This window comes from Streptomyces sp. A5-4, assembly GCF_051131715.1.
Lineage (GTDB): Bacteria > Actinomycetota > Actinomycetes > Streptomycetales > Streptomycetaceae > Streptomyces.
On sequence record NZ_CP178591.1, the window covers coordinates 8,982,385 to 9,007,219 of the forward strand.

The 24,835-nt window shown below is 69.0% G+C and carries 29 protein-coding genes and 1 pseudogene; 16 read left to right on the forward strand and 14 right to left on the reverse strand.

Annotated elements, in window-relative coordinates; translation table 11 throughout:
• Nucleotides 1-102: 102 nt before the first annotated feature.
• The 3 genes from ACLLJJ_RS42070 (at nucleotide 103) to ACLLJJ_RS42080 (ending at nucleotide 2,407) form a co-directional block, all read left to right on the forward strand.
• Complete coding sequence (locus ACLLJJ_RS42070) at nucleotides 103-744, forward strand: hypothetical protein (protein ID WP_434600099.1); 642 nt, start codon at nucleotides 103-105, stop codon at nucleotides 742-744.
• Nucleotides 745-845: 101 nt separating this feature from the next.
• On the forward strand, nucleotides 846-1,475 hold the full coding sequence (locus ACLLJJ_RS42075; protein WP_434600100.1) for a ParA family protein: 630 nt from the start codon (nucleotides 846-848) through the stop codon (nucleotides 1,473-1,475).
• The gene (locus tag ACLLJJ_RS42080; RefSeq protein WP_434600101.1) at nucleotides 1,472-2,407 is read left to right on the forward strand and encodes a hypothetical protein; all 936 of its coding nucleotides are present in this window, start codon (nucleotides 1,472-1,474) and stop codon (nucleotides 2,405-2,407) included. Before ACLLJJ_RS42075 ends, ACLLJJ_RS42080 begins: the two co-directional genes overlap by 4 nt.
• A gap of 494 nt (nucleotides 2,408-2,901) precedes the next feature.
• On the opposite strand, the gene ACLLJJ_RS42085 is transcribed toward ACLLJJ_RS42080, so the two are convergent.
• The 3 genes from ACLLJJ_RS42085 to ACLLJJ_RS42095 form a co-directional block, all read right to left on the reverse strand.
• Nucleotides 2,902-3,282 (reverse strand): fic family toxin-antitoxin system, toxin component, encoded by a 381-nt coding sequence (locus ACLLJJ_RS42085; RefSeq protein WP_434600102.1) that lies wholly within the window; start codon nucleotides 3,280-3,282, stop codon nucleotides 2,902-2,904.
• Nucleotides 3,282-3,506 carry a hypothetical protein gene (locus ACLLJJ_RS42090; protein ID WP_434600103.1) on the reverse strand — a complete coding sequence of 75 codons (225 nt, stop codon included), beginning with the start codon at nucleotides 3,504-3,506 and terminating at the stop codon, nucleotides 3,282-3,284. Before ACLLJJ_RS42090 ends, ACLLJJ_RS42085 begins: the two co-directional genes overlap by 1 nt.
• A gap of 133 nt (nucleotides 3,507-3,639) precedes the next feature.
• Nucleotides 3,640-4,992 carry a transcriptional regulator gene (locus tag ACLLJJ_RS42095; protein ID WP_434600104.1) on the reverse strand — a complete coding sequence of 451 codons (1,353 nt, stop codon included), beginning with the start codon at nucleotides 4,990-4,992 and terminating at the stop codon, nucleotides 3,640-3,642.
• Nucleotides 4,993-5,118: 126 nt separating this feature from the next.
• On the opposite strand from ACLLJJ_RS42095, the gene ACLLJJ_RS42100 reads away from it, so the two are divergent.
• A complete protein-coding gene (locus tag ACLLJJ_RS42100) occupies nucleotides 5,119-5,631 on the forward strand; it encodes an ATP-binding protein (RefSeq protein ID WP_434600105.1) in 513 nt (170 codons plus the stop codon).
• A complete protein-coding gene (locus ACLLJJ_RS42105; RefSeq protein WP_434600106.1) occupies nucleotides 5,625-6,131 on the forward strand; it encodes a hypothetical protein in 507 nt (168 codons plus the stop codon). Before ACLLJJ_RS42100 ends, ACLLJJ_RS42105 begins: the two co-directional genes overlap by 7 nt.
• A 151-nt stretch (nucleotides 6,132-6,282) precedes the next feature.
• Here ACLLJJ_RS42105 and ACLLJJ_RS42110 read toward each other — a convergent pair.
• The 3 genes and pseudogenes from ACLLJJ_RS42110 to ACLLJJ_RS42120 form a co-directional block, all read right to left on the reverse strand.
• Nucleotides 6,283-6,450, reverse strand: a pseudogene (locus tag ACLLJJ_RS42110) (ATP-grasp peptide maturase system methyltransferase); the annotation flags it as partial.
• A complete protein-coding gene (gene tgmB, locus ACLLJJ_RS42115) occupies nucleotides 6,447-7,427 on the reverse strand; it encodes an ATP-grasp ribosomal peptide maturase (protein ID WP_434600107.1) in 981 nt (326 codons plus the stop codon). The pseudogene ACLLJJ_RS42110 and the gene tgmB, both read right to left, overlap by 4 nt.
• A 3-nt stretch (nucleotides 7,428-7,430) precedes the next feature.
• Complete coding sequence (locus tag ACLLJJ_RS42120) at nucleotides 7,431-7,697, reverse strand: putative ATP-grasp-modified RiPP (protein ID WP_434600108.1); 267 nt, start codon at nucleotides 7,695-7,697, stop codon at nucleotides 7,431-7,433.
• A gap of 154 nt (nucleotides 7,698-7,851) precedes the next feature.
• Between ACLLJJ_RS42120 and ACLLJJ_RS42125 the strand changes: the two genes are divergently transcribed.
• On the forward strand, nucleotides 7,852-9,222 hold the full coding sequence (locus tag ACLLJJ_RS42125; RefSeq protein WP_434600109.1) for a Tat pathway signal protein: 1,371 nt from the start codon (nucleotides 7,852-7,854) through the stop codon (nucleotides 9,220-9,222).
• Nucleotides 9,223-9,234: 12 nt separating this feature from the next.
• Nucleotides 9,235-9,525 carry a DUF6087 family protein gene (locus ACLLJJ_RS42130; RefSeq protein WP_434600110.1) on the forward strand — a complete coding sequence of 97 codons (291 nt, stop codon included), beginning with the start codon at nucleotides 9,235-9,237 and terminating at the stop codon, nucleotides 9,523-9,525.
• Nucleotides 9,526-9,624: 99 nt separating this feature from the next.
• Here the strand turns inward: ACLLJJ_RS42130 and ACLLJJ_RS42135 are convergent, their stop codons facing one another.
• On the reverse strand, nucleotides 9,625-10,047 hold the full coding sequence (locus ACLLJJ_RS42135; RefSeq protein ID WP_434600111.1) for a hypothetical protein: 423 nt from the start codon (nucleotides 10,045-10,047) through the stop codon (nucleotides 9,625-9,627).
• Nucleotides 10,048-10,279: 232 nt separating this feature from the next.
• On the opposite strand from ACLLJJ_RS42135, the gene ACLLJJ_RS42140 reads away from it, so the two are divergent.
• Entirely contained in the window at nucleotides 10,280-11,167 is an 888-nt protein-coding gene (locus ACLLJJ_RS42140; RefSeq protein ID WP_434600112.1) for a recombinase family protein, read from the forward strand.
• A 40-nt stretch (nucleotides 11,168-11,207) separates the two neighbouring features.
• Here the strand turns inward: ACLLJJ_RS42140 and ACLLJJ_RS42145 are convergent, their stop codons facing one another.
• Nucleotides 11,208-11,486 carry a hypothetical protein gene (locus ACLLJJ_RS42145; RefSeq protein ID WP_434600113.1) on the reverse strand — a complete coding sequence of 93 codons (279 nt, stop codon included), beginning with the start codon at nucleotides 11,484-11,486 and terminating at the stop codon, nucleotides 11,208-11,210.
• Between the two features lie 439 nt (nucleotides 11,487-11,925).
• Between ACLLJJ_RS42145 and ACLLJJ_RS42150 the strand changes: the two genes are divergently transcribed.
• Complete coding sequence (locus tag ACLLJJ_RS42150; protein ID WP_434600114.1) at nucleotides 11,926-12,351, forward strand: hypothetical protein; 426 nt, start codon at nucleotides 11,926-11,928, stop codon at nucleotides 12,349-12,351.
• A 166-nt stretch (nucleotides 12,352-12,517) separates the two neighbouring features.
• On the opposite strand, the gene ACLLJJ_RS42155 is transcribed toward ACLLJJ_RS42150, so the two are convergent.
• Together ACLLJJ_RS42155 and ACLLJJ_RS42160 are read right to left on the reverse strand one after the other, a co-directional pair.
• Nucleotides 12,518-13,849, reverse strand: a complete 1,332-nt coding sequence (locus ACLLJJ_RS42155) for a VanZ family protein (RefSeq protein WP_434600115.1) — start codon at nucleotides 13,847-13,849, stop codon at nucleotides 12,518-12,520.
• An 88-nt stretch (nucleotides 13,850-13,937) separates the two neighbouring features.
• A complete protein-coding gene (locus ACLLJJ_RS42160) occupies nucleotides 13,938-14,366 on the reverse strand; it encodes a hypothetical protein (protein WP_434600116.1) in 429 nt (142 codons plus the stop codon).
• Between the two features lie 1,074 nt (nucleotides 14,367-15,440).
• On the opposite strand from ACLLJJ_RS42160, the gene ACLLJJ_RS42165 reads away from it, so the two are divergent.
• Nucleotides 15,441-16,100, forward strand: a complete 660-nt coding sequence (locus ACLLJJ_RS42165) for a restriction endonuclease (RefSeq protein ID WP_434600117.1) — start codon at nucleotides 15,441-15,443, stop codon at nucleotides 16,098-16,100.
• Between the two features lie 142 nt (nucleotides 16,101-16,242).
• On the opposite strand, the gene ACLLJJ_RS42170 is transcribed toward ACLLJJ_RS42165, so the two are convergent.
• Together ACLLJJ_RS42170 and ACLLJJ_RS42175 are read right to left on the reverse strand one after the other, a co-directional pair.
• Nucleotides 16,243-16,563: a type II toxin-antitoxin system PemK/MazF family toxin gene (locus ACLLJJ_RS42170; RefSeq protein ID WP_434600118.1), complete on the reverse strand. Its 321-nt coding sequence runs from the start codon at nucleotides 16,561-16,563 to the stop codon at nucleotides 16,243-16,245.
• Complete coding sequence (locus ACLLJJ_RS42175) at nucleotides 16,560-16,772, reverse strand: type II toxin-antitoxin system CcdA family antitoxin (RefSeq protein WP_434600119.1); 213 nt, start codon at nucleotides 16,770-16,772, stop codon at nucleotides 16,560-16,562. The genes ACLLJJ_RS42170 and ACLLJJ_RS42175 overlap by 4 nt, the downstream gene beginning before the upstream one ends.
• Before the next feature lie 188 nt (nucleotides 16,773-16,960).
• Between ACLLJJ_RS42175 and ACLLJJ_RS42180 the strand changes: the two genes are divergently transcribed.
• A complete protein-coding gene (locus tag ACLLJJ_RS42180; protein WP_434600120.1) occupies nucleotides 16,961-18,430 on the forward strand; it encodes a helix-turn-helix domain-containing protein in 1,470 nt (489 codons plus the stop codon).
• Between the two features lie 168 nt (nucleotides 18,431-18,598).
• Here the strand turns inward: ACLLJJ_RS42180 and ACLLJJ_RS42185 are convergent, their stop codons facing one another.
• Nucleotides 18,599-19,921, reverse strand: a complete 1,323-nt coding sequence (locus ACLLJJ_RS42185; RefSeq protein ID WP_434600121.1) for a helix-turn-helix domain-containing protein — start codon at nucleotides 19,919-19,921, stop codon at nucleotides 18,599-18,601.
• A 193-nt stretch (nucleotides 19,922-20,114) separates the two neighbouring features.
• Nucleotides 20,115-21,515: a UDP-N-acetylmuramoyl-tripeptide--D-alanyl-D-alanine ligase gene (locus ACLLJJ_RS42190; RefSeq protein ID WP_434600122.1), complete on the reverse strand. Its 1,401-nt coding sequence runs from the start codon at nucleotides 21,513-21,515 to the stop codon at nucleotides 20,115-20,117.
• A 134-nt stretch (nucleotides 21,516-21,649) separates the two neighbouring features.
• Here ACLLJJ_RS42190 and ACLLJJ_RS42195 point away from each other — a divergent pair, with 134 nt between their 5' ends.
• From ACLLJJ_RS42195 to ACLLJJ_RS42215, 5 genes are all read left to right on the forward strand, one after another.
• Nucleotides 21,650-22,603 (forward strand): D-alanine--D-alanine ligase family protein, encoded by a 954-nt coding sequence (locus ACLLJJ_RS42195; RefSeq protein ID WP_434600123.1) that lies wholly within the window; start codon nucleotides 21,650-21,652, stop codon nucleotides 22,601-22,603.
• Nucleotides 22,600-23,592: a threonine ammonia-lyase gene (locus ACLLJJ_RS42200; RefSeq protein ID WP_434600124.1), complete on the forward strand. Its 993-nt coding sequence runs from the start codon at nucleotides 22,600-22,602 to the stop codon at nucleotides 23,590-23,592. The genes ACLLJJ_RS42195 and ACLLJJ_RS42200 overlap by 4 nt, the downstream gene beginning before the upstream one ends.
• Nucleotides 23,585-24,193 carry a C39 family peptidase gene (locus tag ACLLJJ_RS42205; protein ID WP_434600125.1) on the forward strand — a complete coding sequence of 203 codons (609 nt, stop codon included), beginning with the start codon at nucleotides 23,585-23,587 and terminating at the stop codon, nucleotides 24,191-24,193. Before ACLLJJ_RS42200 ends, ACLLJJ_RS42205 begins: the two co-directional genes overlap by 8 nt.
• Before the next feature lie 120 nt (nucleotides 24,194-24,313).
• Entirely contained in the window at nucleotides 24,314-24,502 is a 189-nt protein-coding gene (locus ACLLJJ_RS42210; protein ID WP_434600126.1) for a hypothetical protein, read from the forward strand.
• Nucleotides 24,499-24,735, forward strand: coding sequence for a hypothetical protein (locus tag ACLLJJ_RS42215; RefSeq protein ID WP_434600127.1), 237 nt, complete (start codon nucleotides 24,499-24,501; stop codon nucleotides 24,733-24,735). Before ACLLJJ_RS42210 ends, ACLLJJ_RS42215 begins: the two co-directional genes overlap by 4 nt.
• Nucleotides 24,736-24,835 lie beyond the last annotated feature (100 nt).

Sequence of the window (24,835 nt, forward strand, 5' to 3'; positions counted from 1 at the left end):
GCACACGAGGACCTGAACTGTCCGCTCACCCGGATGTCCCACTGTCCGTGGACAGCGGGCCCGGCACTCTTCAGGCGGGGCCGCACGGGGGATACTGCGGGCATGGATGAACTGCCGCAGCTGGAGGTCGAGGGCGGGACCTGGTACCGCGCGGTGCCCCCGTCCGCCGTCCCCATGCCAGCGGCCCAGATGCCGGTAGACCTGCACGGCCAGCGCGCCGTGATCTCCGAGCCCGGCATCGGGATCCTCCACGATCTGCGGATCCTCGGCAGCGCCCGCCAGGAGCACGGCGTCACCTGGCTCGACGTCGTGCCCGAGCTCGACTACTGGCGCACCAAAATCAGCCCCGGTCCGGTCGCCACCCGCTGCCTGCCCATCGACCAGATCTACATCGAGCACCGCCTGGCGTACGACCCGCCCGCCGCCGACGTCGTTGTCGCCCCTCCCGCAGCCACCGCGGATCCTGCGTCCCTGCTGCGCCGCCTCGCACCGCGCCCCGACATGCCCGGTGTGCGAACCCCGGTCCCGGCGCGCGGCATCACGCACCTGCACGGCCGGCGCATCATCCAGGTCGCCCCCCTCGGTTTCGCCTGGGACCTGCGCGCCGTCAGCGAGCCGTACCAGGACAGCGCAGGCGACATCGTCCTCAACTTGACCGCGGCCTACGACTACTACCGCTGGGTCATCACCGGAGCCGAGCCCGACATCACACCCATCGGGCTGTACCTGCTGTGGACTGAATAAGTCACCCCGCCTGCCCCAGACTGGGATTGACCACGACGAGTTTCCGCACCAAATCCGACCAGCGACGCAGGGAAGAAGTCGGTCGTCGGTACGCTCGCCGCATGCTCATCGCGCACGTAAGCCCCAGGACCATGGGCAAGACCACCAACGCGGCGTTCCTGGCCCATGCCATGCACGAGCGCGGCTACCCGATGATCGGTTTCGACGCCGACCACTCGCGCCAGTTCCAGCAGTGGGACGAGAAGGCGAACTTCCCGTTCACGGTCGTCGGCGCCGCAACGGGGGTCTTCCACATGAAGATGCCGGCCCTGGTCCCCGAGGGGCACTACGGCATGGTCGACTGCGGCCACGCCGAAGACCATCAGGACGTCACCTCTTCCGTGCTGCGCTGCGCGGACCTCGCAATCGTCAACAGCTCGCCGTCGACCGCCGACCTTCACCGCATCCGAGACCTGCCGATGCGGAAGATCATCGACGACGTCGCACCGTTGCGCGTGGACTCCAAGCCACCCGAGACCTGGGTACTGCTCAACCGTGTGCCGCCCCAGACGAATAGCAAGGCCGTGCCCGAGGCCCGCACCTGGTTCGCCAAAAGGAAGTGGAACGTCTTCACCACCACAGTCCCCTTCATCCAGCAGTACTCACAGGCGATGCCTTTTCCGGTCAAGGGCGCCGGAACGCACCTGGACGAACTAGTCACCGAAATGAAGGACAGGGGGCTGCTTCCATGACTCCCCGCAACAGCATTGCTGACCTTGACGACGACGACCTGGACGAAGGGGGCCCCGGCGGGGTGCCCGAGCAGGCTGCCGGCCCGGAAAATCTCGCCGCAGTTCCCGAGCCGGTAGTCATCGCGCAGGGCCGCCCACGGGCAGCCCTGCGCCTGGCGGATCTTCCCGAGCCTAAGGAGACCGACGCCACGGGCCCTCTCTCCGCCGAGGAAGAGGACCTCTACAACCTCTGCATGCGAGGGGTCGACGAGTTCAGAACTGCGTGGTGGGTGCTGGGCAAGTCGATGGCCAACATGAACTCCCGGCGCCTCTACCGCAAAACGCACACGTCCTTCGAGGCCTGGGTCAAAGACACCATGGATAAGTCGAGGGCGACTGCGTACGAGGAAATGACCGCGTACGTCGTCGGTGAGCTTATGTCTGCACGCGCAGACAAAGTGTTCGAAGACGATTCGAACGATGTGTCTGCACGTGCAGACACTCCTCCAATCGACAAGAAAACGGCCGGCGCCCTGAACAAGGTCACCAAGGACTACGGCGCGGAAATGTCCGTCGCGGTCATCGAGACCATCGAGGACGCCACCGGCAAGAAAGTACCGGTCAAGGAGCTGCGCGGCATCGTCAGCAAGCTGCCGCGCAAGGCTGAGGACAAGCTCACCGAAGAAGAGCTCACTGCCCTAGCCCGTGAGATCGCCACCCGCCAGAGCCAGACCACCGAATCCGCGCCACAGAGTGACAGCCACCAGGTGGGCAGCGGATCAACCGCGCTCGACAGTCTGCGCGCAGCTGTCAGCCAGCTGGAGGCGGCACACCGCGCTCTGGCACCCGCAAAGATCAAGCAGGCACACGAAGCAGCGCCGGACCAGACTGCCCAGCTCCTGGCCGACGCCAACAAGACGGCGCGAAAGGTTGTGGGCAGGACCGGAGGTTGAGCAACCGCAGCCGAGCATGGCGAAGGGGGGCGACCCGATGGCCGCCCCCCTTCGCATTTCCGTTGCTCAGTCGTCATCCGGGGCACTGCCGACCCATGCGACGGGCTGCCCCTCGGCTGTGATCCCCCAGTGCACTTCAGTCGCATCGTGCCCCGCCACCAGGACACAGATACGCCCCCACCGGCCGTGCTTCCCCGCACAGGTCTTGCTGAGAACATCATGATCCAGGTCCCGTACCGCCCGGTCCCGCTGATCTTGGAGTGCCTGAAAGCGGGGCCGCAACTCCAGACCGAGGCGTGCCTCTTCCCGACCGATCTCCTCCGCCAGGCGGCGTACTCCAGGGTCAGACACCACAGCCCTGATGGCTGTCTCGGCACCCCACTGCGCGCGCCGCCGCGCGTGACCCTTCACCGCAGCCGCCACCGGGTGCCCCATCGAGCTGTCCTCCACAACCATGACCTCTATCTCCCCCCCGGCTCAGAGCCGCACCGGTGTCACGAAGCAGTCCACGTCTTCAGAGCAGTCGCGATCTGCCGCACGTCCAGAGCTCCCTCGACCACGCTCGCGACCAGGCCCACCGCCTCCTCCACGCTGACCGTCACCTGCAGACCACTGGCCTGCAGGTAGGAGTAGGCGACCTGAGCCGAGAAGAACGCGTTGCTGTGCTCCAGGGCAGGAACACGAGCCAGGGAATGAAGGAGCGCTGCGGCCCGGTGACGAGCCTCTGCGTACACCAGCGTTCCCATGACGTCGTGGCAATGACGCGCAGCGGCAGCCCGGAGTGCCCCGTAGTCGAGCACGTCAGGATCACCAGGGACATAATTCTGCGCGAGATCGAGCAACCACCGGTCGTCGATCTGGAGGACTCCGGCCATCAGGCGGCGCGGGTCGTGCCGGCCGCGCCGCCGAAGCGCTCCGCGAAGGCCGGACCGAACTGCTCGGCAAAGGCCGCGGCCGACTCGCGGAAACGCGCGTGCTGGAGATCAGCGGTGAGCAGCTGCGCGGCGTACTGGTCCGCCTCTACATGGTCAACGGCTGCGAGCCGCTGCAGCTGGTCGTAGACCTCATCCGTGACTTCGATCCGAATCTCCTTGGGCATGCCTTCACGGTACTGGTGCAAGGCCGCCGGGGGGAGCGGAAGCCCTGGGCTGCCCTACTAGAGAAGCCTGGGCAAGAACGCGAAAAGCCGTTGCCAGCATCCGGATGCTGGCAACGGCCTGTGAGCGCAGAGATCAGGCTGCAGTGAGCTCTCGCGCTCGTTCGTTGAAGTCAGCGACCAGCCTGTGGTCTCCGAAGGGGCGCATGCGCCGCTGGAGGTCCTGTACCGCCTCGACTGCGCGAGAGCTTCGCACCTGTCCGGCAAGGGTGAGCGTCCGCAGTCCGGCCTTGTAGGCGCCTTCCAGTTCCTTGCGCTGGAGGTAGGACACTGCGAGAGCAGCCTGCGACATCGCGCCGCGGCGTGCGCGCTTCTGCCGCTGCGCGTGGGCGATGGATTCTCGGGCGTGCGCCTCGGCTTGATCCGCTTCACCGAGGTCCCGGAAGGTGTTGGCATGCTCTCCGTTGAGGTACGCGTGGTCGATGAACTCAGCCCATTCCTGCTCTTCTTCGGGCCGGACACGACTGAAGGCGTCTTCGGATTTGGCCACAGCGTGCGCGGCGGCGCGCTTGTCCCCTACCTTGGCCAGCGCCCTCGCTTCCAAGCACCACAGGTCCGCCATGCACGCGTGCGACGTCTCTTTGGAGAGGCCGGCTCGACCAGCCTGCGCCAGTCGGCGCCCTTCTGTGGGGTTGCCGAGCAGGGTTGCCTGGTCGGCCATGCCAGCAAGGACGTGTGCGCCCAGAGCCGCATTGCGTGATTCCTCCGCCAGTCGCAGAGACTGCACGAGGTATCGCTGGGCTACGCCGTGCTCACCGCTGTCATATGCCATCCACCCCAAGAGGTAGGTCTGCTCGGCAGCGGCTTCACACAAGGCGCGGCGCACTTCGTCAGTATGGGTTCGGCGCAGCAGCGGATAGACGTGCACGTTCATGTACATGGCGAGCGCGAGCCTGCCGGATCCACCGCCCTGCAAGACGTCCATGTCCTGGAAGGTGCCGAACATGTTCTTGACCTTGGAGACGTCTTCGAGACGTACGCGCGGGCCTGGCTCAGGCTCTTGATCCAAGGTGTTCAACAGCCAGTCGCGGGATGGCCCCACTGCCGCGACGGCAGCGAACGGTGCGGCGGCAAGAAATTTCCTTCGATCCACGTCAGCTCTCCCCAGGTCAGAAACAGATGCCACCGTAGTGGCGAACGAACTGCTGTAGACGAGGGAGTTGTCCACAGTCTGGCTATCACCGAGGCCAAGGTCGTACGTGGTGACCCGGTAGCCGACTACCGCAGAGAAGGTGTCGGCCAAGATCTCCGGCACAGGAGAGCGCGGAATGTCCCCTTCCAGCCATCGGCGAACACTGGAAGCATCCGTAGAGATATGAGGCTGTCCCCATGCCTGACCTGCGGCGCGGACACGACGGGCCAACTCCGTGCGGCTCAATCCGGACCGTCGGAGCCAGTGCGCCAACTTGCTGTTCGGCGTCGTCTTCACGTTGCGATCTCGCCCTTCACGCGCGGGATGGGGAAGTAACACCTTTCAACACCCCCTCTCACGGTACCGCTGGAGCCCCTTTGGCGGTTGCCTGGTCGCTGGAACGATCTGATCCGGGAGGGGCCGATGCAGCACATCACCGAGGACATCCAGGCCGTCTACGAAGCGCCCTCTTCCATACTCCCGTCTGACCTCGGTCTGGTCTGCCCGGCCTTCGTGCGGACTGCAGCCCGGTCCTTCGCCGCCGATCCGTGCGCCGTGCAGCAGGCACGCACCTTCGCGTCCAATGTCCTCTCCCGCTGGGAAATCACTGACCGTCTCGACGAACTGCTCTTATGTATCTCGGAGTTGGCAACAAACGCGCTCTGCCATGCGAGCGCAACGGCAGATGCCCATTTCCTGCTGTGCCTCACACACCTGAGTGGGCACCAGGCCGTACGCATCGAGGTGCACGACCGCTCCGAACGCCTTCCGGTTATGAAGCACCGGAGCCGCCTCGACGAGCAAGGCCGCGGACTCTTCTTGGTGGAACAACTCTCAGAGAGGTGGGGGGTGGAGCCGCGCGCCGGCGGCAAGTCGGTATGGACCGAACTCCAGACCCAGCCCGCAGCGAAGCAGCAGGGGAGCAGCCAGTGCTGACCACTCCGGAATCACCTCTGACCAAGCCCACTTCCGATCTGCTGACGGCGATCTCGGCTCTGCAGTGGATCGACGACACCACCAGCGGCCATGTCGCATTTCTCCTCTTGACCCATCCCCCCAGCAGCTGCCCCAGCGATCCGCAGGAGCACCTCGAAGCACAAATGCGGGGGCTGGCCGCCGACCTCGGTCTCGCTGCACCCAGTGCGCAGATGCCGGACATCGGCACCCGTCTCGTCGCCCACGACGCCGACATTCGTCTGTGCCTGCCTGGGTCAGGGTTAGTCCTCCGCGTGCCCGTTCCCGCGCCCGCCTGGTCGCAGTTCGTCTTGAACGGCGGGCCGGTCGCCGTCGTGTTGGGGCTGGATCCGTTCGAGCCGACGAGCGACCGCGCGCAGATCAACGACTACCTGGCTACTCGCGCTTTGTGTGATCGCCTACTGATGGGCAAGGCCATCCACCGGCCTGGCTCAACGAGCGTCACAGGGGCCAGAAAGTGAAGCGCCAAGAGCACCTCGGGGCGGGCGACTACACCAGGCCCGACGACGCCGAGATACATAAGGCCATGGATGACCTCCTGACGAACCTGGCGGCGCTCCTGCCCAAGCGCGCTCCTGACGGCGCCTGGGCACCCGGCGCAACCGATCTGCCGCGCTCCTCGGCGGGGAGGTAGAAGCCGGGCACGAACCGGTGCCGGGGCACCGCCTCGATGGCCGCCCGCCAGGCCGGATCGCCAAGGACGACGTCCTTGGCGAGGGTCTTCGCCATCGTTGCGCGCAGCGCTGCGGCGTCGGTCTCACAGTCGGCGGGCATGGTCATGGCCTGCCGCCTCCATTTCTGCTCAAGATGTCGGCGAACGCCTCGGTGATCTGCTCGGCGTCCGGGAGCCAGCCCCACTGTCCGTTCGGGTTGCACTCGATCGCGGTCCAGTGCCCGGGATCGTCGCCGTCGCCGGTCAGGGCGAAGTCGAAGCAGCCGAAGACCAGGCTGAACGAGGCCAGGTAGCTGTGCAGTGCGGCCTCGACGGGGGCCGGGACGGTGATGGGGGCGTGGATCAACTCGTCCCAGTCCCCGCGGCGCCAGTCCAGCGCACCGTCCGGGGCGGCGATCTGCTGGGCGAACACCTTCTGCCCGACCACGGTGACCCGTACGTCGCCGGTCTTGGGGATCTCGGCCTGGAAGAGGTGCGCGGTCACCGCGAGGGAGTCGTCGAAACTGTCGGGGTTCACACGCTGGGCCCAGATCGCCCCCGCGTGCCCGTCCTCGCCCGCCGGCAGGCCGCGGAAGGGCTTGTAGATGATGTGCTCGTGCTCGGCGGCGAACTTGTGCACGGCCTCAATGTCGTTGGTGACCAGAGTCGGGGGGATCGTCAGGCCGAGCTCGGCGAAGCGCTGGAGCTGGGCGGCCTTGAAGTCCGCAGCGGTCACGGCGGCGGGATGGTTCACGTACGCCGCGCCGTGCAGGTGGTTCAGGACACCGCCGAGCCCGTGCCGGGCTTCGGCGACGCAGAAGTCCCGCTGCTGGGGCGGCAGATGCCCGAATCGGGCGGTGTAAGGGGTGGGGCGGCGGTAGTACACCGCCGCCACCTCCCCCAGCTCCACCTCCCGGCTGCCGGTACGCAGCCGCCCGCCCCACGCCGGACTGTCCTCGCCGACACGGAACCCGAAGGCCAGGCCAGGCCCGATGTCCGCGGGGTCGAGGCGTACGACGGGCACGTCACGCTCGTTCAGCGCGGCGATCACCTTGTCCGCGGTGAAGTCCTCCAGCGCGGTGACGACCAGGACGGTGGAGGCCATCGGTCAGTCCGACTCGTAGTCGGTGGTGTTGTCGTCCTGGGTCTGCGGCTGCGGGTTGTTCCCGTCGCCGCCCCCGGACATCGACGCGGTGCCGGTCGTCTTCGACGTACCGTGTTTACCCATCGCGACGACCTGGCCAGCGGTGTCGGTGTAGCGGGCCGTCTGCGTGGACGCATCCAGCGCCACCGCCGCGTACGGCGGCGGGCCGACCGGCAGCCGGTCGGTGACCAGCCGCATCGCCCACGGAACCTGGGGTGCAAGCGTCGTCATGCGAAATCCCTTCCCCTGTACCGAACGTCAGCCGAGCGACTGCCGCCTGAGAAGAATCGGTGCCCCGCACCCACCCTGACCAGTACCGTAGAGGTCGCGAAGCGTGGCGAAAATGCCACGCTCCGTATATGCGGGCAGAGAAGGCGAGGCAGCGATGGCCAGCAGGTCCGGCAATGCACACCTGGAGCTGTGGATCGCGGCGACGGGCCTGTCCCACGGAGAGATCGCCCGGCGCATCGCCGCTGCGGGCAAAGCCCGAGGTCACCGCCAGATCGCACCCGACGCGACCCGTGTTCGCCGCTGGATCGACGGCGAGAAGCCCCGTCCGCCGGTACCCGCCCTGCTCGCGGAAGTCCTCTCCGACGTCGTCGGGCAGCCGCTCACTCCCGGTGATCTCGGCCTGACAGCCGCCGGTCCGGAGCTGGATAGCATCCAGCTCCCGCTGCTGACCGAGGCAGCCGCCCAGGCCCTGGCCGGATGGACGCAGATGGACCTGTTCATGAACCGCCGCGACACCCTCAAGCTCGCCCTCGGCGCCCCGCTGATCCTCGCCGCCGAGCGGATGCTCGGCGGCACCGCCCAAGCCCTGAACACCCGGGCGAAGGGCTTCGACGCGGACACCGTCACCGCACTGGAAGAGGTGACCGCCTTCTTCACCACGGCCGACGCCTCCAAGGGCGGCGGCCTGTACCGCTCGGCGATCGTCGCCCAGCTCGCCGAGGTCGCCCGCCGCATCCAGGACGGCGTCTCGCCGAGCCTGAAGACCCGGGTCTTCGCGGCGACCGCCGACCTGGCGGCCCTGGCCGGGTGGGTCAGCCACGACGCAGGCCGATACCCCGTGGCACAACGGTTCTGGAGTTACGGGATTTATGCCGCGGGTGAGGCCGGGCAGCGGGATCGCGGGGTGGAGATCGTCACCCGCATGTCGCACCAGATGATCTACCTCGGCCATCCGGCCGACGCCCTCGGTCTCCTCGGCGTCGCCGCGCAGAAGGCGAAGATGCCCGCGACCCGGGCGCTGGTCGCCTCGCAGACCGGCCGGGTGCACGCGGCCCTTGGCGACGAGCACCAGGCAGACAGGCACCTCGGCGCCGCCGACGAGCTCCTGGCGGACGGGCTCGGCGACGACGTCCCCGAGTGGGTGGGCTACTTCGACGCCGCCGAGCACGCCGGCGCCCGCGCTGTCTCCGCCCGCGACCTCGCCGGACTCGGCGGCCCTCGACGGGCCGCGAGCCTCCACTTCGAGGACGCGCTCGCCCTGCGCAAGCCCGGGTTCGACCGGGTGAAGGTCATGGACCGCGTCGGCCTGGCCGCCGCCCTGTTCGACGAGGGCGAAGCAGAGCGGGGCGCCGCCGCGGCCCACCAGGCGCTCGACGACGCCGCCCGCGTCGACTCCACCCTCGTGGCCTCCCGGCTCAACTCGCTGCTGGACGCCGCTCGCCCGTACGAGACCACCGCGGTCGACGACGTACGCACGCGGGCGCGGGATCTCGCCGCCGCCCGGCCGACCACGATCGCCGCCTGAGACCATCGAGGCATGGGCAAGCACTCCCGTCCCGGACCACCCAACCAGCCGTCCCGCGCGGTGCCGCCGGTCGCTGCCGACGACCCGCTCTCCGCGTACACCAAGCGGCGACGCCCGCCGATGGACATCTGGCGCAAGCACCGGCCGCTGCACGGCGGCGGCAGCCACGTACAGCCCGACGAGGCACGGGCCCTGATCGTGTGGAACGGCTTCGCCTACGAGATGACGGGCACCGCGCCGACCCTGGCTGCCGCACAGCAGTGGGTGACCGAAGCCCCAGACACCGAGGCCGCAGACGAGTAGACGCCACTGCACAGGTCCCGCGACGGCAGCTGTAGCGTCAGCCGTCGAACTGATCTCCGGGGCGGGAAGGCAAAGGCTGTGACGGTCCCCGCCCCGGCTCTACCGCGCGGCGGCCCGGAGAGCCTGCCGAAGCTGGTCCAGGGTGGGAACGCCCGCGAGGCCGCCCGGAGTCCGGTACACCCGGCAGGTGAGCCCGGGTACGCGGCCGGGCTCGGCGAACGGATCGCGCCCGTCGAAGAGGATGGTTGGTGAGCCGGTGAAGCCGAGCCGCTCGGCCTCGGCCTGGTCGGCGACGACGCGGATGGCGAGACCGGTGTTACCCCGCCCGGTGCAGTCCAGCACCAGCCGCAACCGCTCAGCCGCGGGCCGCCCGTTCGGGCAGTCGGGCACGACCAGGATCTCGATCTCCATGCCTCCAGCGTCGCCCATCGCTCCGTACGGTCCGAAGGGGCCGACCTCGCCGGCCGCCCGGACGCCGAGCAGTGCGGCGCCGCCCTTCGTTCGGTGATAGCTGGAGAACATCGCACCACCGTACGACGGCGGCGCGGACGTCCGGCCGAGTCTCATGCGAAGTTGCCCGCGACGCGCATCGTGTCTGTCCGTAGCCGCTGTAACGCAGTGTCATTCTCACAAATGGCCAGATGCGCGAGGTTCTGCAAGCCCCCGGATCGTGTCCGGTTTGCCCTGGAGATCGCTCGCAGAAGACCTCTCAAAACCTAGGCGTTCTGAGAAGCACTTCTGAGAGACTGATCGCATGGAGCTGACGCCCGATCAATCCGCCAATGCGGTAGAACGCCACGACTGCCCGAAGTGTGAAGCACCCGCCGGGAGTCCGTGCCGCACCCGGGCGGGCAAGACCGCCATCAAGTACCACACCGCCCGCTTCATCCTCGTGCCCGCGCTCCGCGAAGAACTTCAGATCGCCGTGCCCGCTGACCGCGGCCCCGGCCGGCCCTGGACGCAGGGCCCGCCCATCGAGGCGGCCCCGGCGCCGAGCGCGGGCAAGCCGATCCGGATCGGGTACGCGAGATGCTCCGTCGCCACGCAAGAACTCCAGAGCCAGCTCGACGCCCTGGAGCGCGCCGAGTGCAAGCGCATCTTCTCCGAGAAGATCAGCACCCGCATCAAGGTCCGCCCCGAGCTGGAGAAGGCTCTCAAGCTCGCAGGCGACATCAAGGAGACCGCGCCAGAGCAGACGGTGATCCTCACCGTCCACGAGATGAAGCGCCTGGCCCGCAACGCCGCCGAGCTCATGGTCCTGTCCGCGACCCTCCAGGCCCGCGACATCCAGCTCGAACTCCTCACCGGCCCGCTCACCGGCGTCTACGACCCCAACGGCATGGGCTCCATGCTCTTCGCCGTGTGCGCGGTCGCCGCCCAGCTCGACCGCAACTACATCCGCGAGAAGACCCTCGAAGGGCAAGTCACCGCCGCCGCCAAGGGCAACCACGGCGGACGGCCGAAGGTCATCGACGATGACACGCTCCTCTTCGCCCGCGCGCTGAAGGACAAGGGCACCCCGGTCCCCGAGATCGCCAAGAAGCTCACCATCAAGACCGGCAAGAACGCGGGCAAGCACCCCTCCGTCGCCTCCCTCTACCGCGCCCTCGCCGAAGCCGAGGAAGCAGAAGTGACGGCGTAACCCCATAACCCCGCTGGTCAGCGCCCGGAAGTTCGGCCGCTCAGGGCCTGCCCCCGCGTTCGCCGAGCAGCACCGCCAGGCCCAGCTCCACGTCCGAGGCCGCCATCACCCTGTCGATGGTGGCCTTGGACAGGTCCTCGACCAGGTCGAGGACCTGCTTGTTGAGCAGGCGCAGATCGCCCAGGTTCGTGTTCAGGTCAGCGAGGCCCTCGCGCTGCTGCAACGTCAGACCGGGCAGCTCAGCCCACTTGTCGGCCTGGTCCTCGAACAGCACCAGGTCGCCGGCCTGCTCGGTGTACACCTTCTTGATGTGGGGCACGTCCGCGTCGCTGAGGACCCTCTGGCTTCGAGCGGGCCTCTTCGAGCGTGTCGGCGTTGGCCTGTACGTCAGCCAGCCACCTCTGGGTGTGCTCACGGAAGAAAGCCAGCTTGCTGATGGGGTGCCAGATCCGCTCAGCCATCGCGCGGTTCCTCTCATATGAATACAAGACCCCGGAGACCATAGCCGCAGACCGCGCCCCGCTACCGAAGGCCAGGACAAGGCCCCACAATCGCGAGCCCGTGTGCTAGAAGAACAAGATCTTTCTCAGCGCCAACGGCTGTACCGATGTCCCAACCGCCGCCAATTGCACCCGACGCGAAGAGGCGCCTTCGTTGCGAAGGCTACTGGCGGGTTACTTGTCACCTAGTTCGCCGTTCGTTAACGGCACCCCTACGACGCGTGGCGGCACCTGCCCGGCGAGTGCGCCTCGAAGCCGGTGCGGCCGGTCCAGCCGCATCCGACGGGCCGGACGGTCCCCCTGCACGAGAAGGTCGCCCGCCGGTTCTGGATCCGCCGCCACTGCCCGCTCTGCGACGCGAAGGCCGGCCAGGACTGCACCGACCCGGGCGCGCCGGGCGGCAACGCAGTCCGGCGTGAGCACGGCCATGACGAGCGGATCGAACCGATCGTGAGGGAACGCGAGGCGGCGACGAAGGCCAAGAAGGCCCGCGAGCCGGAGGACCGGCGCACTCAGCGGGGGAGCGCGAGCATGGTGCCCCACTACCGGCTGATGAAGATCTCCTGCCCGGTGTGCCACGCCAAGCCGGATGCCGAGTGCACCCTGCCCGCCGGCTCCCACCAGGCGCGGCTGGACATCCTCTTCCGCTACCGCAGCGGTAACGGTGGCCGCCGGCGCCGGTAGTCGACCGCGCTCAGGCGGTGGTCGGCTGCGGGGTGCCTGGTCCGCTGCGCTGGGCGTCCCGCTCGTCCCACTCCTGGATCACCGTGCGCAGCATGGCGGCGATCTCGGGGTGGGTGCCCTTGCGGGCGGCGGCTGCCTGGGCTACATTACGCCGCCCTTCGGCTGGTCAGCGGTTCTCTGCTTTTCCAGTGACAGCGTCGACGTAGGTTGCCGTCAGGAACGTTTCGCCCTGCGGGTCTTCAAAGGTGACCGACCATTCCGGGCGCCATTCGCCGGAGATTTCCACCGCCATGAGGGAGCTGTTGGCGACCTTCAGCTTGATGCCCTTCACTTCTGCCGTGATCGACTTCAGTGCGGTGGTCTCGGCTGTCGCCTTGGAAATCCTGGGTTTAGGCAGTCCCTCGGGGTCCTCTGCGTTTGCGGTGAGCAGTTGGGAGATGCGTCCTGCGGTGTTGATCTGCACGTCGAGGCGCAGGGGCATCAGGACGCCGTCGGCGTTCTTACGTCGCCAGCTGACCATCCATCCCAGTTCGGCTTGGTCGCCGACCGGGTCGGCGAAGTGCTTCGATTTGGATAGGGCTGCGGGGAAGTAGCGGCGGGCGTACGTCTGAGCGATCGCGTAGGCGTCGTCGGCGTTCGCGGGCTTCTTGTCCGCTCCCGGTACAGGGAAGCTGGCGCTGGTCGTCTTGTCGGAGTTCTCGAAGGAGACGGTCAGTTCCCTGGCGTCGGGCCAGGTCAGTGACGCGTTGCCCTTCTTGTCGGCGAGCTCGATGAGGAGGCTGCCGGGGGAGTTCTCCCATGGGGGCTGGACCTGCACGTCAGCGACGGTGTAGCGCGCGCCGAAAGCGTTGTCCATGGCCTTCTGTGCCGCCTGCTTCTCGGTGCTGCCGGCGAGCTGGAGGCTGGTGGAATCGAGGTGCTGTGGAGTGATCCATGTGGCGCCTGCTATCGCAGCGAGAGCCAGAACGCCGCCGCAGGCGATCGTGGTGGTGCGCATGTGGGCGCGAGGGTCGACCTTGTGCTTGGAAGCTCGCAGATATGCCCAGGCTGCGAGCGCGCCGAGTGCGCCTCCCAGACTGTTCATCAGGAAGTCGCTGGAGTCGCAGCCGCGGCCGATCCCGGGCACCAGAGTCTGGGCGATTTCCGTGAGGAGCGAGAGAGTCGCGGCCCCCGCGATCACGGGCACGACAGCGCGCAGCGCCACCACCCCGAGGAAGCCGATGGGCAGGAACATGGCGAGGTTCAGGAGGCCTTGGGTGGTGGAGAACGGTTCGGCGACATTGTGGTTGATGACGCAGTTCCGGCTGGTGTAACCGCCGCCCGGCATGAAGAGGGTGACCGCCGCTTCGGAGGTGAGTACGGCGGCGAGGCCGGCATACGCGTAAGGGCGTTGCCCCTTGCGGTGGGCGACCTTGTAGGCGCCGAACGCGATCACGAGGGCCGCTGCGGTGGCGGCTGCGAGGAAGCCGAAACGGTCCTGGAAGATGGCGGAGAACACGAAGCTGATATCCCGTTCGGAAGGGGTGCGGAAGTGCCGAGTGCCGCTGCCCCCGGAGTGGGGGGCAGCGGCACGGACTAGGTGTGGATCAGGTGTTGCAGTGAGTCGGCGGGGTCTGGTAGGTGCCACCCGACACCATCAAACCGAGGCTGACCTTGCAGTAGTCGACACTCCAGCTACCCGTCTTGGTCTGTCCGGACTTGATCGAGACGGATCCCTTGTACTTGTTGCCCGCGCCGGCGTTTATACCGAGCTTGACGTTCGTCTTACCACCACTGGTCTTCTCGTAGTACGTGTTCGCTACGTGGTTAGTGCCTTTGCGGTGGTGGAGCTGGCCGTTGGACAGCGACGTGCAGCTCCATCCACGCTGCAGGTGCCCATTGCTCGGGCAGCTCTGAGTCGCGGCGGCCGGCGCCGTGGGCGCTGCGGTCGCGGCCGTGGTGGTACCGAGGGCGGTCACCGTGAGACTCGCGACGGCTACTGCCTGGGCAGCCTTGCGGAAGTGAAGCGTCATCATTGGATTGCCTTCCTGGTGCGTTATGGGCAGCAACAGGAGGAGGCGCGTCGTGTTCGTACGATTGCACGGCACGCGGCGGCCCGCACGTCTGCGGTCCGCGGCTGTTCCCCCCCCGTAAGTCCCCGTTGGTCTGGGCAGCGAGAAGCTTGGTCCCTACTTCCTCCCGGCCTGATGTCGATCTTACCCTCCGCCATGATCGATTTACTCACTGTTTATCGAATACTTGAGCTAAACGTGAGGTCGGAGGCCGTGCCGGGCGGTGGGCTGTCGGGAGTTCGAGGGCACCGGCCTTGCCGCCGGGTACTTCCGCGGCGGTCGCGGCGGACGTCGGGGTGACTGGCGAGGCCTTGCGGAGCTGGGTGCGCCAGGTCGACGAACACGCGGGCCGCGGTCACAGCCGCGGAGAGCAGAGCGCGGAGAGCCGGGACGAGGAACTGGCCCGGCTGCAGGCGGGGAACCGCGCCCCGAGGGCGCGTTCGGCAGCACCGACGTCCTGCGCATCCACGTCGGCCGCTACCGCCTGTTGACCGAACTAACTGAGCCATTTTCGCAGGTCAGGGGCTTTCTCTGTTAGCTTTCCGGGGTGCTTCAAGATGGCTGCTCGGGATGCTCACCGACCAGGAGTTCGGCGACCCGCATCACCCGAGTTGATACGGCGTGCAGAGGCCGCCTGCGGAACCCGGCCATGGGATCGCTTTACTGCCGGTCATCATCTGGTCCGGCGCCGACCCGGCCCGGGGTCGCACTGCTGCACGCGGGATCAGTTTGCGCCGTCTTTGCTGAGGTACTCCCGGTCGGAGGCGCGTACGCGACGCTGTTCGGCGGCGGGAGTTCGGGGCCGGCGCCCCGGCCGCGATCGACGGTCACCTACCCGGTGCACTTCGAGGGCTGGGACAACCCGAAGCCCGCGCCGCGGACGACCGTCTCGTACCCGATCCGGTTCGACCGATGAGTACGACCGCACCCGCGTCGGGTGGCGAGGCCCTCTTGCCGGGGCCGATCAGGGCTTTCACACTGCGGATCACGAGCGTGGGGAGTGGGGGAGTGGTGGCAGCACGACGACGGCGCCGACGCATGAGGAAGCGGACTCGCAGGCAGTTACAGGGCTGGGGCGCGGTGGTGGCGGTGCTCGCTGCGGTGTGGGTGGCGGGCAACTGGGCGATGGTGTGGCCCGTCCTGGTGGCGGCGGGCGCCATCGCTGTTGTGGGCGGGGCCGGGTGGGGGCTGTGGCGGGCGCACCGGATCGCGGTCGACCGGGACCGGCAGTGGCGCGCGCAGGAGGAGGCGAAGGCGCGGGAACTGTCGATGGCCGAGGTCGACGCACTGACCTGGCAGGACTTCGAGCGCTACGTCGCCGAGCTGTGCCGGCGGGACGGCTGCACGCGGGTCGTCGTCAGCGGCAAGAGCGGCGACCTGGGCGCCGACGTCGTCGGCTACCTCGCCGACGGCCGCAAACTGGTCGTCCAGGTCAAGAAGTACGCGCCCGAGCGCAGCGTGTCCTCGCAGGACATGCAGAAGTTCGTCGGCACCGCGCGCCTCGAACACGGCGCGGATGTCGCCCTGTTCGTCACCACCTGCCGCGCGTTCACGAAGGCCGCCCTGGGCCTGGCAGTGCGGCAGGACATCGTGGCCCTGCACCGCGACCTGCTCGGCTCCTGGGTCAAGGGCGCCCATCTGGCGACGCTGATCCCGCTTAACGGAAGCGGCGGCGGCACGCGGCGCCCGCCAGTCTGATCGAACACTTCCGTAGCGCGGAGCGTGCGTGAGGCTCAGGTGTGGGCATCTGCAGCACATGGCCGATCAGCACTCCGACCGGAGGCCAGAAGGGGCGGATGAGCCGACGCCCGCGCTGAGATCCGGCCCTTTTGTCCGCGTTCTACGTCAGGTCCAGTGTGACGCGCAGGGCTGCGGAGATGCGGTCCATGGTCTCGGAATCGACAGCGCCGAGGAACTCGCCGGAGGCCAGGCGCTTGTCGGTGAGGGCGGTGAGGTCGACGGCGACGGCGGTGCCGCGCACTGGGTGGGTGAGGGGGATGGTGACGACGGTGTCCGGGGCGCCCTGGGTTTCGTCGATCATCATGCATACGGCGGTACTGGGCAGGGCGTCCAGGGCGGCGTTGGACTCGACGATGACCACGGTGCGGCTCTTGGTGGCCAGCTGGACGCGCCAGACCTGGCCGCGGGCCAGCGGCGTCACGCGACGTCCTCACCGAAGATGTCGGCGAGTTCTTCGGTGTCGTTCGCGGCCTGCTCGCGCCAGGCTTGTACGGCGGGGGCCGCATCGCGCAGCTGCTGGGCCCTGAGCGCGCGCTCCACGTAGGCCGACAGGTTGCCACCGGAGGCGGCGCGGGCATGGGCGACGAGATCATCCGGCAGGGTGACCGTGGTGCGCATACGAGTAGTCATACAGATGAGCATACCCATGTATGACGTCGGCGGGCCGGGTCGCGCAGTCGACCCGTACGGTGCGGCGCGACGGACCTGGCCCCTCTCTTCCCGCCCCTTCCCAAGGCGATTACCGAAATGGTAATTTCGCTAGGCTGGTTGGTTCCGACTCTGGAGGTCTGGTTGTGGCGCGCTATCCGAATCCATCGGTGACGGTGCCCGCCTCGTTGCTGCTGAAGATGGCGCGGGCGCGGACCGAGGGACTGACTCAGGCCCGGCTCGCCGAAGCGGCCGACATCTCGCCGGCCGCGTTGAACCGGTACGAGAACGGGCTGCGGGAACCGTCGCTTGCCGAGGTGCAGCGCATCGTGGGCCACACCGACGTCCGCCTCGTTCCTGCGCTGCGGCGGGAACCACGAAGCCGCGGGATCGCCGACCTCGAGCTTCCCGATGCCTCCCCGTACGCGCCGGACGAACGCGCCGTCGAGATGCGCCTGCCGGCGGAACTCCTCTCGCGCAACGGCAGCCTGCCGGGCGACGACGACAACGGACCACTGCTGCCGGAGGCTCTCCTTCACCTCTACGCGATCCAAGACCTGGCCCGGGATGCCCGTCAGGTGGCGGGCAGACTCCAGCTGGCCTGGAGGGAGGAGCACGAGAAGCAGTCGGCGATCGAGGAGCGCTATCGGGACCTGATTCATCAACTCCAGCCGGTTGGCTACGGCGCCTGTCAGGCCGACGCGGTGCTGGCCCGCGCGATCGACGACCGGCACGACACGGAGGAACGCCCGGGACGCCGACGTGCGCGCTCGGCTCCCGAGCCGGCCCGGCTCGGCACGCTGGCCTGGGCTCACGTGGTGTGCTGCCTGCGAGCCGAGGCCGCACTGTGCGCGGAGCGCGCCGCCCTGCTGCGCGGCGCCTTGACGGCCGCCGAGCGGCAGAGCGCGGCCCGCGCCCGACTGGAGGCCGCCCAGGAAAGGGCACGCACCGCCCCGGACCGCCTGGAGGAGGGGGAGTTGGAAGCCGCGCGCGAAGAGCTTGACCAAGCGCACCAGCGGTGCAGGGACCTGTGCTGGGGCGGCGTCGGCGGGGTTCGGCGGATCGGGCAGGCCGGCGAGCGGTACCTCGCCATCGAACTCGACCAGCTCGCACAGCGCGCACGGGCCCTGTTCGACGAACTCGCCACCACACCCGCCTTCACCGCCTGGCGCGCCCGCCACGCCTCCGCCGATCCGCTCTACGACCTGTGGCTGGACGGCGGATTGAGCCTCTGGCACGCCCCGCCGGCCCTCTACCCCGACACCGAAGCCTTCTACGCCGCCTGGGAGCACCGTGATCTCGCAGCGGCCAGGAAAGAACTCCTCGAGCGTCACCCGCGCGCCTCCCTGGCCAGTGTGGAAGGGACTTTTCCCGATCAGACCGGCGGACAGTGGGCACTCTCCATCCAGGTGCCCAGCGCCACGGTCTGCAACGACGACTGGACCGAGCCCACCGCGGTCGTGACCGCACTGCAGATGGCAGGGAGGGGCGGACAAGGGGGCGGGGCCGTGTACATGCTGGCGCGAGGTGTGGACGCCCGCCAGGCCGGCGCCTTGATGGACCAGATGCGCGGGGCGAAGACCTTGGACCAGATCGGCGAGGTCGCCGCCCGACTGCGCACCCTGCCCACGCATCCCTGACGTACCGGATGGGCTGCAGGCCCTCCGACCGCCGGAAGAGTTGTGGGTCCGAGTAGGAACGGACCAGGAAACCGGTGTTGCTGTCAGAAGTTTTGACAGGTCGTGATCCGGGTCGTCAGGGCGGTGGCGACGAAGTCGGCGATGAACGAACTGGCGCGGCGGCTCCCGCTACGCTGCGGCGCGCTCCAGGAGGTCGCGCACCGCGGGAGTGTCCCGGTACGGTGCGAGTGCGTTCAGGACGGTGTCCAGGCGGTGGACGGCCCGGGGTGAGTCGGAGGCGGCGGCCAGGTCGTACACCCGTGAGGCGACCGCGGCGGCTTCGTCGATCTCGTTGGCGTCGACGTATGCCTGTGCCAGCCACGACGAGTACAGCGCGACTTCCCGCACGTGCGTGGTGTCGTAGCGCTCCAGCGCGGCCGTCAGCAGGGGCACGGCCCGCAGTGGCCGGTGGGTCTCGGTGAAGACCCGGCCCGCCATCACGTCGGACTCGTCCCGTGAGCACCAGTACAGCCAGTCGGGCCGCTCCGCGTCGTCGTCGACCTGGTCGTGGGATGCGGTCGAGCGTCCGACCGCCCACTGTGCTTCGCGGGCGTCGCCCGCCCTGGCGGCCGTCCAGGCGACTTTGTCCAGCAGGAGGGTGCGCTCCAGGGGGCTCGCGCTCCCCTCGCATCCCGTCAGTGCGGAGCGGGCCATCAGTAGTCCTTCGGCCGCCCGGCCGTTGTTGGCGTAGGCGTATCCCGCGCACCCGAGGTTCAGTGCCGCCAGCGTGCGGTCCCCGGCGGCGTGCGCGGCCTTGATCCCGGCCAGGTACAGGCTCACGCCCTGCTCCACGCGACCCGCGTCACAGGCCACCCAGCCCGCGAGCTGGGCCTGCTCGGAGAGCAGTGCCAGCAGACGGCGTCCGGTCTGTTCGGTGTAGGACGCCTCCCGGGCGAGCTTCACCGTTTCCCGCAGCTCCTGCATCACCGCCGGGGCCAGCACGGTGACGCCCGCGAAGTCGTCGAGGCGCCGCAGCCGCACGGTGCGCTGGTCGAGCTCGTCGAGGAGCTCCGTGCCGATCCGGCGGCCGGCGCGCTGGTGCACGACCTGGGGCGGCGGCGTCACGAGCCAGGCGTGGGCGATGGCGGCCGCGTTGTCCGCCGTCACCGCCTGGTCTCCGTCGAGCATGACCGCGAGCGTATCCGCGTCAGCCCGGTCCCAGAGGCCACCGGCCAGGACCAGGGGAACAGGGGCCCGGTTCCCGCCGCGAAGCGCCACCGCGCGCGCCATCGCCGCTTCCATGACGTCTTCGCTGATGCCCAGGACCCGGCAGAGCAGGGGCCACCACTCCTCGGGCAGCCGCAGCCCGGCTTCCCACCGGTAGACGCTGTGCCGCCCCAGGCTCGCGGTCCCCGCGGTGGTGTTCAGCGCGTCCGCCACGTCCTGCTGCGACATGTGCCGGGCGTCTCTGGCCTCTTTGATCAACTGCCCTGGTGTGTATGCCTGTTCCATCGCGGGCGTCCCCTCGTTACTGGCCTACACCCTGGCATACAGCCTGGCAGCCGACTACCGACCCGGTCGGGCCGTTGACTGGTCTTAGTCGCCAACGGCGGCTCCCCACGGCAGCGGGCCGCAGCACGACGGAATGTGCTGCGGCCCGCTGCACCCCACGGTGGCAGGAGTGATTCCAGTGCCTGACCTGCGTCTACTGGCTTACGGCCACGGTGTCGGGCTGGGCCAGGCGCTCCGCCGTGTGTTCCAGCTCGACGCTGTGGGAGCCCTTGACCAGGACGATGTCCCCGCTCTGAATCAGGTCGCGGGCCAGGGTCAGGGCGTGGTCCCGGTCGCGGGCGCTGGCCACCGTCAGCTGCGGGTTGTCCTGCTGGGCGGCGGCGGCCATCGCAGAAGCGTCGTCGCCGCCGACCGCGATCAGCACGTCGATGCCGGCGGCGGCAACCAGACGGCCGACTTCCCGGTGTTCCTCGCTGCCACCGTCGCCGAGCTCCTTCATCTCGCCCAGGACCGCGATGGTCCGGCGCTCGCCGGTCATGGCCGCAAGAGCCGTGAACGCTGCCTTCATCGAATCGGGGTTCGCGTTGAACGCGTCGTTGATGATCCGCACCCCGTCGGGCCGGTCGGTGACCTCCATGCGCCCCGACGCGACCAGGACCGCACGGGACAGAGCGGCGGCCGTCTTCTCCACGCCGGCGCCCAGCCCGATGGCGACGGCAGCGGCGGCCAGCGCGTTCGAGACGTGGTGCGCGCCGTGCAGGGTCAGATCGACCCGCGCCTGAGCACCCTCGGCGGCGAGGGTGAAGGAGGCCCGGCCCGAGGTGTCGAGGGCGACGTCCAGGGCGCGTACGTCGGCCTCGGCCTCGATGCCGAAGGTCAGCACCCGGGCGCGGGTGCGCGAGGTCATGGCGGTGACCAGAGGATCGTCGGCGTTGAGGATCGCCAGGCCGTCCGCGGGGAGTGCTTCGACGAGTTCACCCTTGGCCTTCGCGATCTGCTCGCGTCCGCCGAACTCGCCGACGTGGGCGGTTCCCACGTTGAGGACCAGCCCGACCGTGGGCGGGGCGATACGCGTGAGGTGGGCGATGTGGCCGATACCGCGGGCGCCCATCTCCAGCACGAGGTAGCGGACGCCCTGGTCCAGGTGGGTGATCGTCAGTGGCATGCCGATCTCGCCGTTGAACGACTGCACCGTGGCGAGCGTCTCCCCGAGTTCTGGGAGGACCTGGGCGATCAGGTCCTTGGTGCTGGTCTTGCCCGCCGAGCCGGTCAGCCCGATCACCGTTGCTTCCGGTACGGCGGCCAGCACGGTGCGGGCCAGTGCTGCGAGCGCGTCGAGCACGTCGTCGACGATCACGGCCGGGACGCCGACGGGCCGGGTGGCCAGGACCGCCACCGCACCGACTTTCACCGCGTTCGGCGCGAAGACATGCCCGTCGGCGTGCTCACCGGGCAGCGCGGCGAACAGGCCACCGGGCTGAACCGTGCGCGAGTCGACGACCGCGGGCGCGGTCATCAGCACGGACGGGTCCGGCACGTCGCACAGACGGCCGCCGACGGCGGCCGCGACGGCTTCGAGCGAGAGGGGGATCACGAGACGAACTCCGCATCAGCAGGGCTTGCCCGGCACGGCCAGCAGGCCACCGGTTCGGCTTTTCGACCGTAGCGCCTTGACGGGCCGGCACATCCGAGACCGGCCAGAGCACCCACGAACAGGAGCACCAACTGATGACGCAATCTCTCGAACCCGGCCGGATCGCCGTTGTCTCCGGCGGCAGGTCCACCGAGCGGGAACGGTCCCTGATGTCCGGCCGCGCCGCCCTGGAGTCACTCGAACGGCAGGGCTACACCACGGTGTTCCTGGACGCCGCCGACAAGGACTTCGCCGACCAGGTCCGCGGCGCCGACACGGCGTTCCTGGCCATCGCCGGACAGTACGCCGAGGACGGCAAACTCCAGGGGTTACTGGAGTCCCTGAACATCCCCTACACCGGCTCAGGCGTGACGGCTTCGGCGATCGGCATGCACAAGACGTTCGCCAAGACCGTCGCGGCCGCCGCCGGCGTGGCGGTCCTGCCCTCCGTCAATGTCCCGGCCCGTGACCGCGACACGATCACCCAGGTCATCACCCACGCGATGGCGTTCCCGCTGATCCTCAAGCCGTTGTCCGAAGGCGGCTCGATCGGCATGAGCGTCTGCCACGACACCGCCGAGCTCGCCGCCGCTCTGCCCACGGTGAAGGCCGCCGACGGGTGGTTCGCCGAGCCGTTCACCACCGGCACACCGGTGACCTGCGGAATCCTGGAGGTCGACGGTTCCCCGGTGGCCCTGCCGCCGCTGGAGACCTTGCCCACCGACGCCGAGTTCTACGACTACGCCACCAAGCGCGACAAGACCAAGTACCACTACCGGTGCCCGGCCGAACTCCCCAGCGCCACCCTCGACGCGATCACCACCGCCTCGCTCACCGCGCACAGCGCCCTGGGCTGCACCGGATACTCCCGCTCCGACTTCATCGTCACGCCCGACGGGAGCCCGGTCTGGCTGGAGGTCAACACCCTGCCGGGCCTCTCCCACACCGGGAACCTCGCCACCATGGCAGGCGCGGCGGGTATCGACTACGACCAGCTCATCCGCATGATCCTCGCCACCGCCACCACCAGTGATGGGTACCGGCCGTGAGCGAACTGACCGCGCGCGACGTCGAGGACGCCGCCGCCAACCTCGCCCTGGTCGCCGCCCGCACCCCGGCCCTGTCCGCGCTCTCCCTCGACCAGGCGGCGGGCTGGCCGGTGGTGTGCAAGGCGGAGAGCCTCCAGCGCACCGGCTCCTTCAAGTTCCGCGGCGCCTACCACCACGCCTCCTCCCTCCCCACCACGGAACGCGCCCGCGGTCTGATCGGCGCATCCTCCGGAAACCACGCCCAGGCCCTGGCCCTGACCGGCAGGCTCCTCGAAGTGCCGGCCACCGTCGTCATCCCCGCCGACGCCCCGACCCCGAAGGTCGAAGGCATCCGCGCGCTCGGCGGCCGGGTCGTCACCTACCGCCGGGACGCCGAGAACCGCGACGCCCTCGTGGCCGAGATCGCCGCCCGTGACGGACTGGCCGTCGTCCCCTCGGCGAACTCCCGGCACATCATGGCCGGGGCCGGGACCGCCGCCCTGGAACTCCTCACCGACCACCCCGAGATCGAGACCCTCGTCGTCCCCGTCGGCGGCGGCGGACTCGCAGCCGGAACCGCCACGATCGCCAAGCACCTGAACCCCGGCATCAAGGTCATCGGCGTGGAACCGCAAGAAGGCGCCGACACCCTGCTGTCGATGCGCTGCGGCCGGCGCATCGCCCTGCCCGAGGTCCCCACCACCATCGCCGACGGCCTCGGGCACACCAGCCCCTCGCCGCTGACCTGGGCCGTCAACTCCCGGCTCCTCGACGCTGTGGTGACCGTGACCGACCAGGACATCACGACCGCCATGGCATTCGCCTTCCGGCACCTGAAAGTCGTCGCCGAACCCAGCGGCGCCTGCGCCCTGGCCGCCGTTCTCGGCGGCCTCGTCCCCCATGAGTCGGGGATGATCGGGGTGGTGATCTCCGGCGGCGGCGTGGACCTGCCCACCTTCCACCGGCTGATCAGCCAGGCTGCCTCCCGGAAGGAACCCGTACGTGTCTGACCACCCGTTCCCCACGATCACGCAGTACGCCAGCGCGGACCTCATCACCGCCTTCGCCTACGAAGGCCGCGCCCACGACGACGACCCCCGCTGGGAGGAGTCCGGCGCCCCCGACCGCGACACCTACGGCCGATGGAACGGACACATGTGCGGCATCGCCTGCCTGCGCATGGCGCTCCTGGCCCGTACCGGCGACGCACCCACCATGTTCGAACTCCTCGACGGCGCCCGGAAGTACGGGGCCTACACCGAAGACCCGGACACCGGCGCGATCCGCGGCCTGATCTACGCCCCCTTCGTCCAGTACGTGCTCGACGTCCACCCGCTGGGCGCCGAGGTGCACCCGCACCTGACCGTGCCCGGTCTCCTCGACCTCCTCGACGCCGGCCGGCTGGTGATGGCCTCCGTGCACAAGGAGATCCGCCGCCCGGAGAACCCCGCCTCCGGCAAGGGCGGGCACCTCGTGCTCGTCACCGGCCGCCAGGGCGACACGGTGCACTTCCGCAACCCGTCCGGCCACACCGAACAGGCCCGTAACGCGAGCCTGCCCGCAGCCGAGTTCGCCGAGTTCTTCGGCGGCCGCGGGGTATCCCTGACCTGAGAACACGGACACCGCTGACACAGGCCCCGGGCCGGGGACAGGATGTGACGGACCCGGCCCGGTTCCAGACCCCGGCCCGGCCGACGCCCGGTACTGTCGGCCCGCGACTGTGACCGCTCGATGAAAGCCCTGGTAGAACCCGTGATCTACGACTTCCCGCACCGCCTGAAGGGCTGCCCGGTCCTCGGCGCCGTCCCCGGACTGCCCGGCCCCTTCGGTGTGTACAGGCCCGACGATGAGACGGACGAGCCGGCGCAGGACGCGTACGTCACTGCTGTCCCCGCCCCGCGCGACGGGAGCGAGCGGTGAGCGGGATCTGGCGGCAGGTCCTGGCCGCGTACACCACCGACCAGCACGACGAGCGCGACCGTGAACAGCTCCTCGCCCTGGGCGCCGCGGAACTCGCCCACGCCCGCAGCAGCGCGGGCCGGCCCGCCACGGCCGAGGACGTCCAGCACATTGCGCTCCAGGAATTCGGGCTCCTGCTCGGCATCACACAGGCCCGTACCGCGCTGCGCGAACGCCGCACCCGGCACGAGTGACCGCCTGTGACTGAGCGTGCTAGTTGTCCAATGAGCGGGCTATCTGGCCAGTTGAGTGCCCAGTGTCGATCGCTACGGATAGGCGGTCTGCGTAGGAGTC

Bases quoted from the DNA above. Each gene is read 5' to 3' on its own strand.
- ACLLJJ_RS42070 (WP_434600099.1), top strand. From the start codon at position 103: ATGGATGAACTGCCGCAGCTGGAGGTCGAGGGCGGGACCTGGTACCGC.
- ACLLJJ_RS42160 (WP_434600116.1), bottom strand. From the start codon at position 14,366: ATGATGACGCTTCACTTCCGCAAGGCTGCCCAGGCAGTAGCCGTCGCG.
- ACLLJJ_RS42175 (WP_434600119.1), bottom strand. From the start codon at position 16,772: ATGACTACTCGTATGCGCACCACGGTCACCCTGCCGGATGATCTCGTC.
- ACLLJJ_RS42125 (WP_434600109.1), top strand. From the start codon at position 7,852: ATGGCCAGCAGGTCCGGCAATGCACACCTGGAGCTGTGGATCGCGGCG.
- ACLLJJ_RS42210 (WP_434600126.1), top strand. From the start codon at position 24,314: ATGAAAGCCCTGGTAGAACCCGTGATCTACGACTTCCCGCACCGCCTG.
- ACLLJJ_RS42120 (WP_434600108.1), bottom strand. From the start codon at position 7,697: ATGACGACGCTTGCACCCCAGGTTCCGTGGGCGATGCGGCTGGTCACC.
- ACLLJJ_RS42100 (WP_434600105.1), top strand. From the start codon at position 5,119: ATGCAGCACATCACCGAGGACATCCAGGCCGTCTACGAAGCGCCCTCT.
- ACLLJJ_RS42090 (WP_434600103.1), bottom strand. From the start codon at position 3,506: ATGCCCAAGGAGATTCGGATCGAAGTCACGGATGAGGTCTACGACCAG.
- ACLLJJ_RS42165 (WP_434600117.1), top strand. From the start codon at position 15,441: ATGAGGAAGCGGACTCGCAGGCAGTTACAGGGCTGGGGCGCGGTGGTG.
- ACLLJJ_RS42185 (WP_434600121.1), bottom strand. From the start codon at position 19,921: ATGGAACAGGCATACACACCAGGGCAGTTGATCAAAGAGGCCAGAGAC.
- ACLLJJ_RS42085 (WP_434600102.1), bottom strand. From the start codon at position 3,282: ATGGCCGGAGTCCTCCAGATCGACGACCGGTGGTTGCTCGATCTCGCG.
- ACLLJJ_RS42140 (WP_434600112.1), top strand. From the start codon at position 10,280: ATGGAGCTGACGCCCGATCAATCCGCCAATGCGGTAGAACGCCACGAC.
- tgmB (WP_434600107.1), bottom strand. From the start codon at position 7,427: ATGGCCTCCACCGTCCTGGTCGTCACCGCGCTGGAGGACTTCACCGCG.
- ACLLJJ_RS42135 (WP_434600111.1), bottom strand. From the start codon at position 10,047: ATGTTCTCCAGCTATCACCGAACGAAGGGCGGCGCCGCACTGCTCGGC.
- ACLLJJ_RS42195 (WP_434600123.1), top strand. From the start codon at position 21,650: ATGACGCAATCTCTCGAACCCGGCCGGATCGCCGTTGTCTCCGGCGGC.
- ACLLJJ_RS42080 (WP_434600101.1), top strand. From the start codon at position 1,472: ATGACTCCCCGCAACAGCATTGCTGACCTTGACGACGACGACCTGGAC.
- ACLLJJ_RS42130 (WP_434600110.1), top strand. From the start codon at position 9,235: ATGGGCAAGCACTCCCGTCCCGGACCACCCAACCAGCCGTCCCGCGCG.
- ACLLJJ_RS42075 (WP_434600100.1), top strand. From the start codon at position 846: ATGCTCATCGCGCACGTAAGCCCCAGGACCATGGGCAAGACCACCAAC.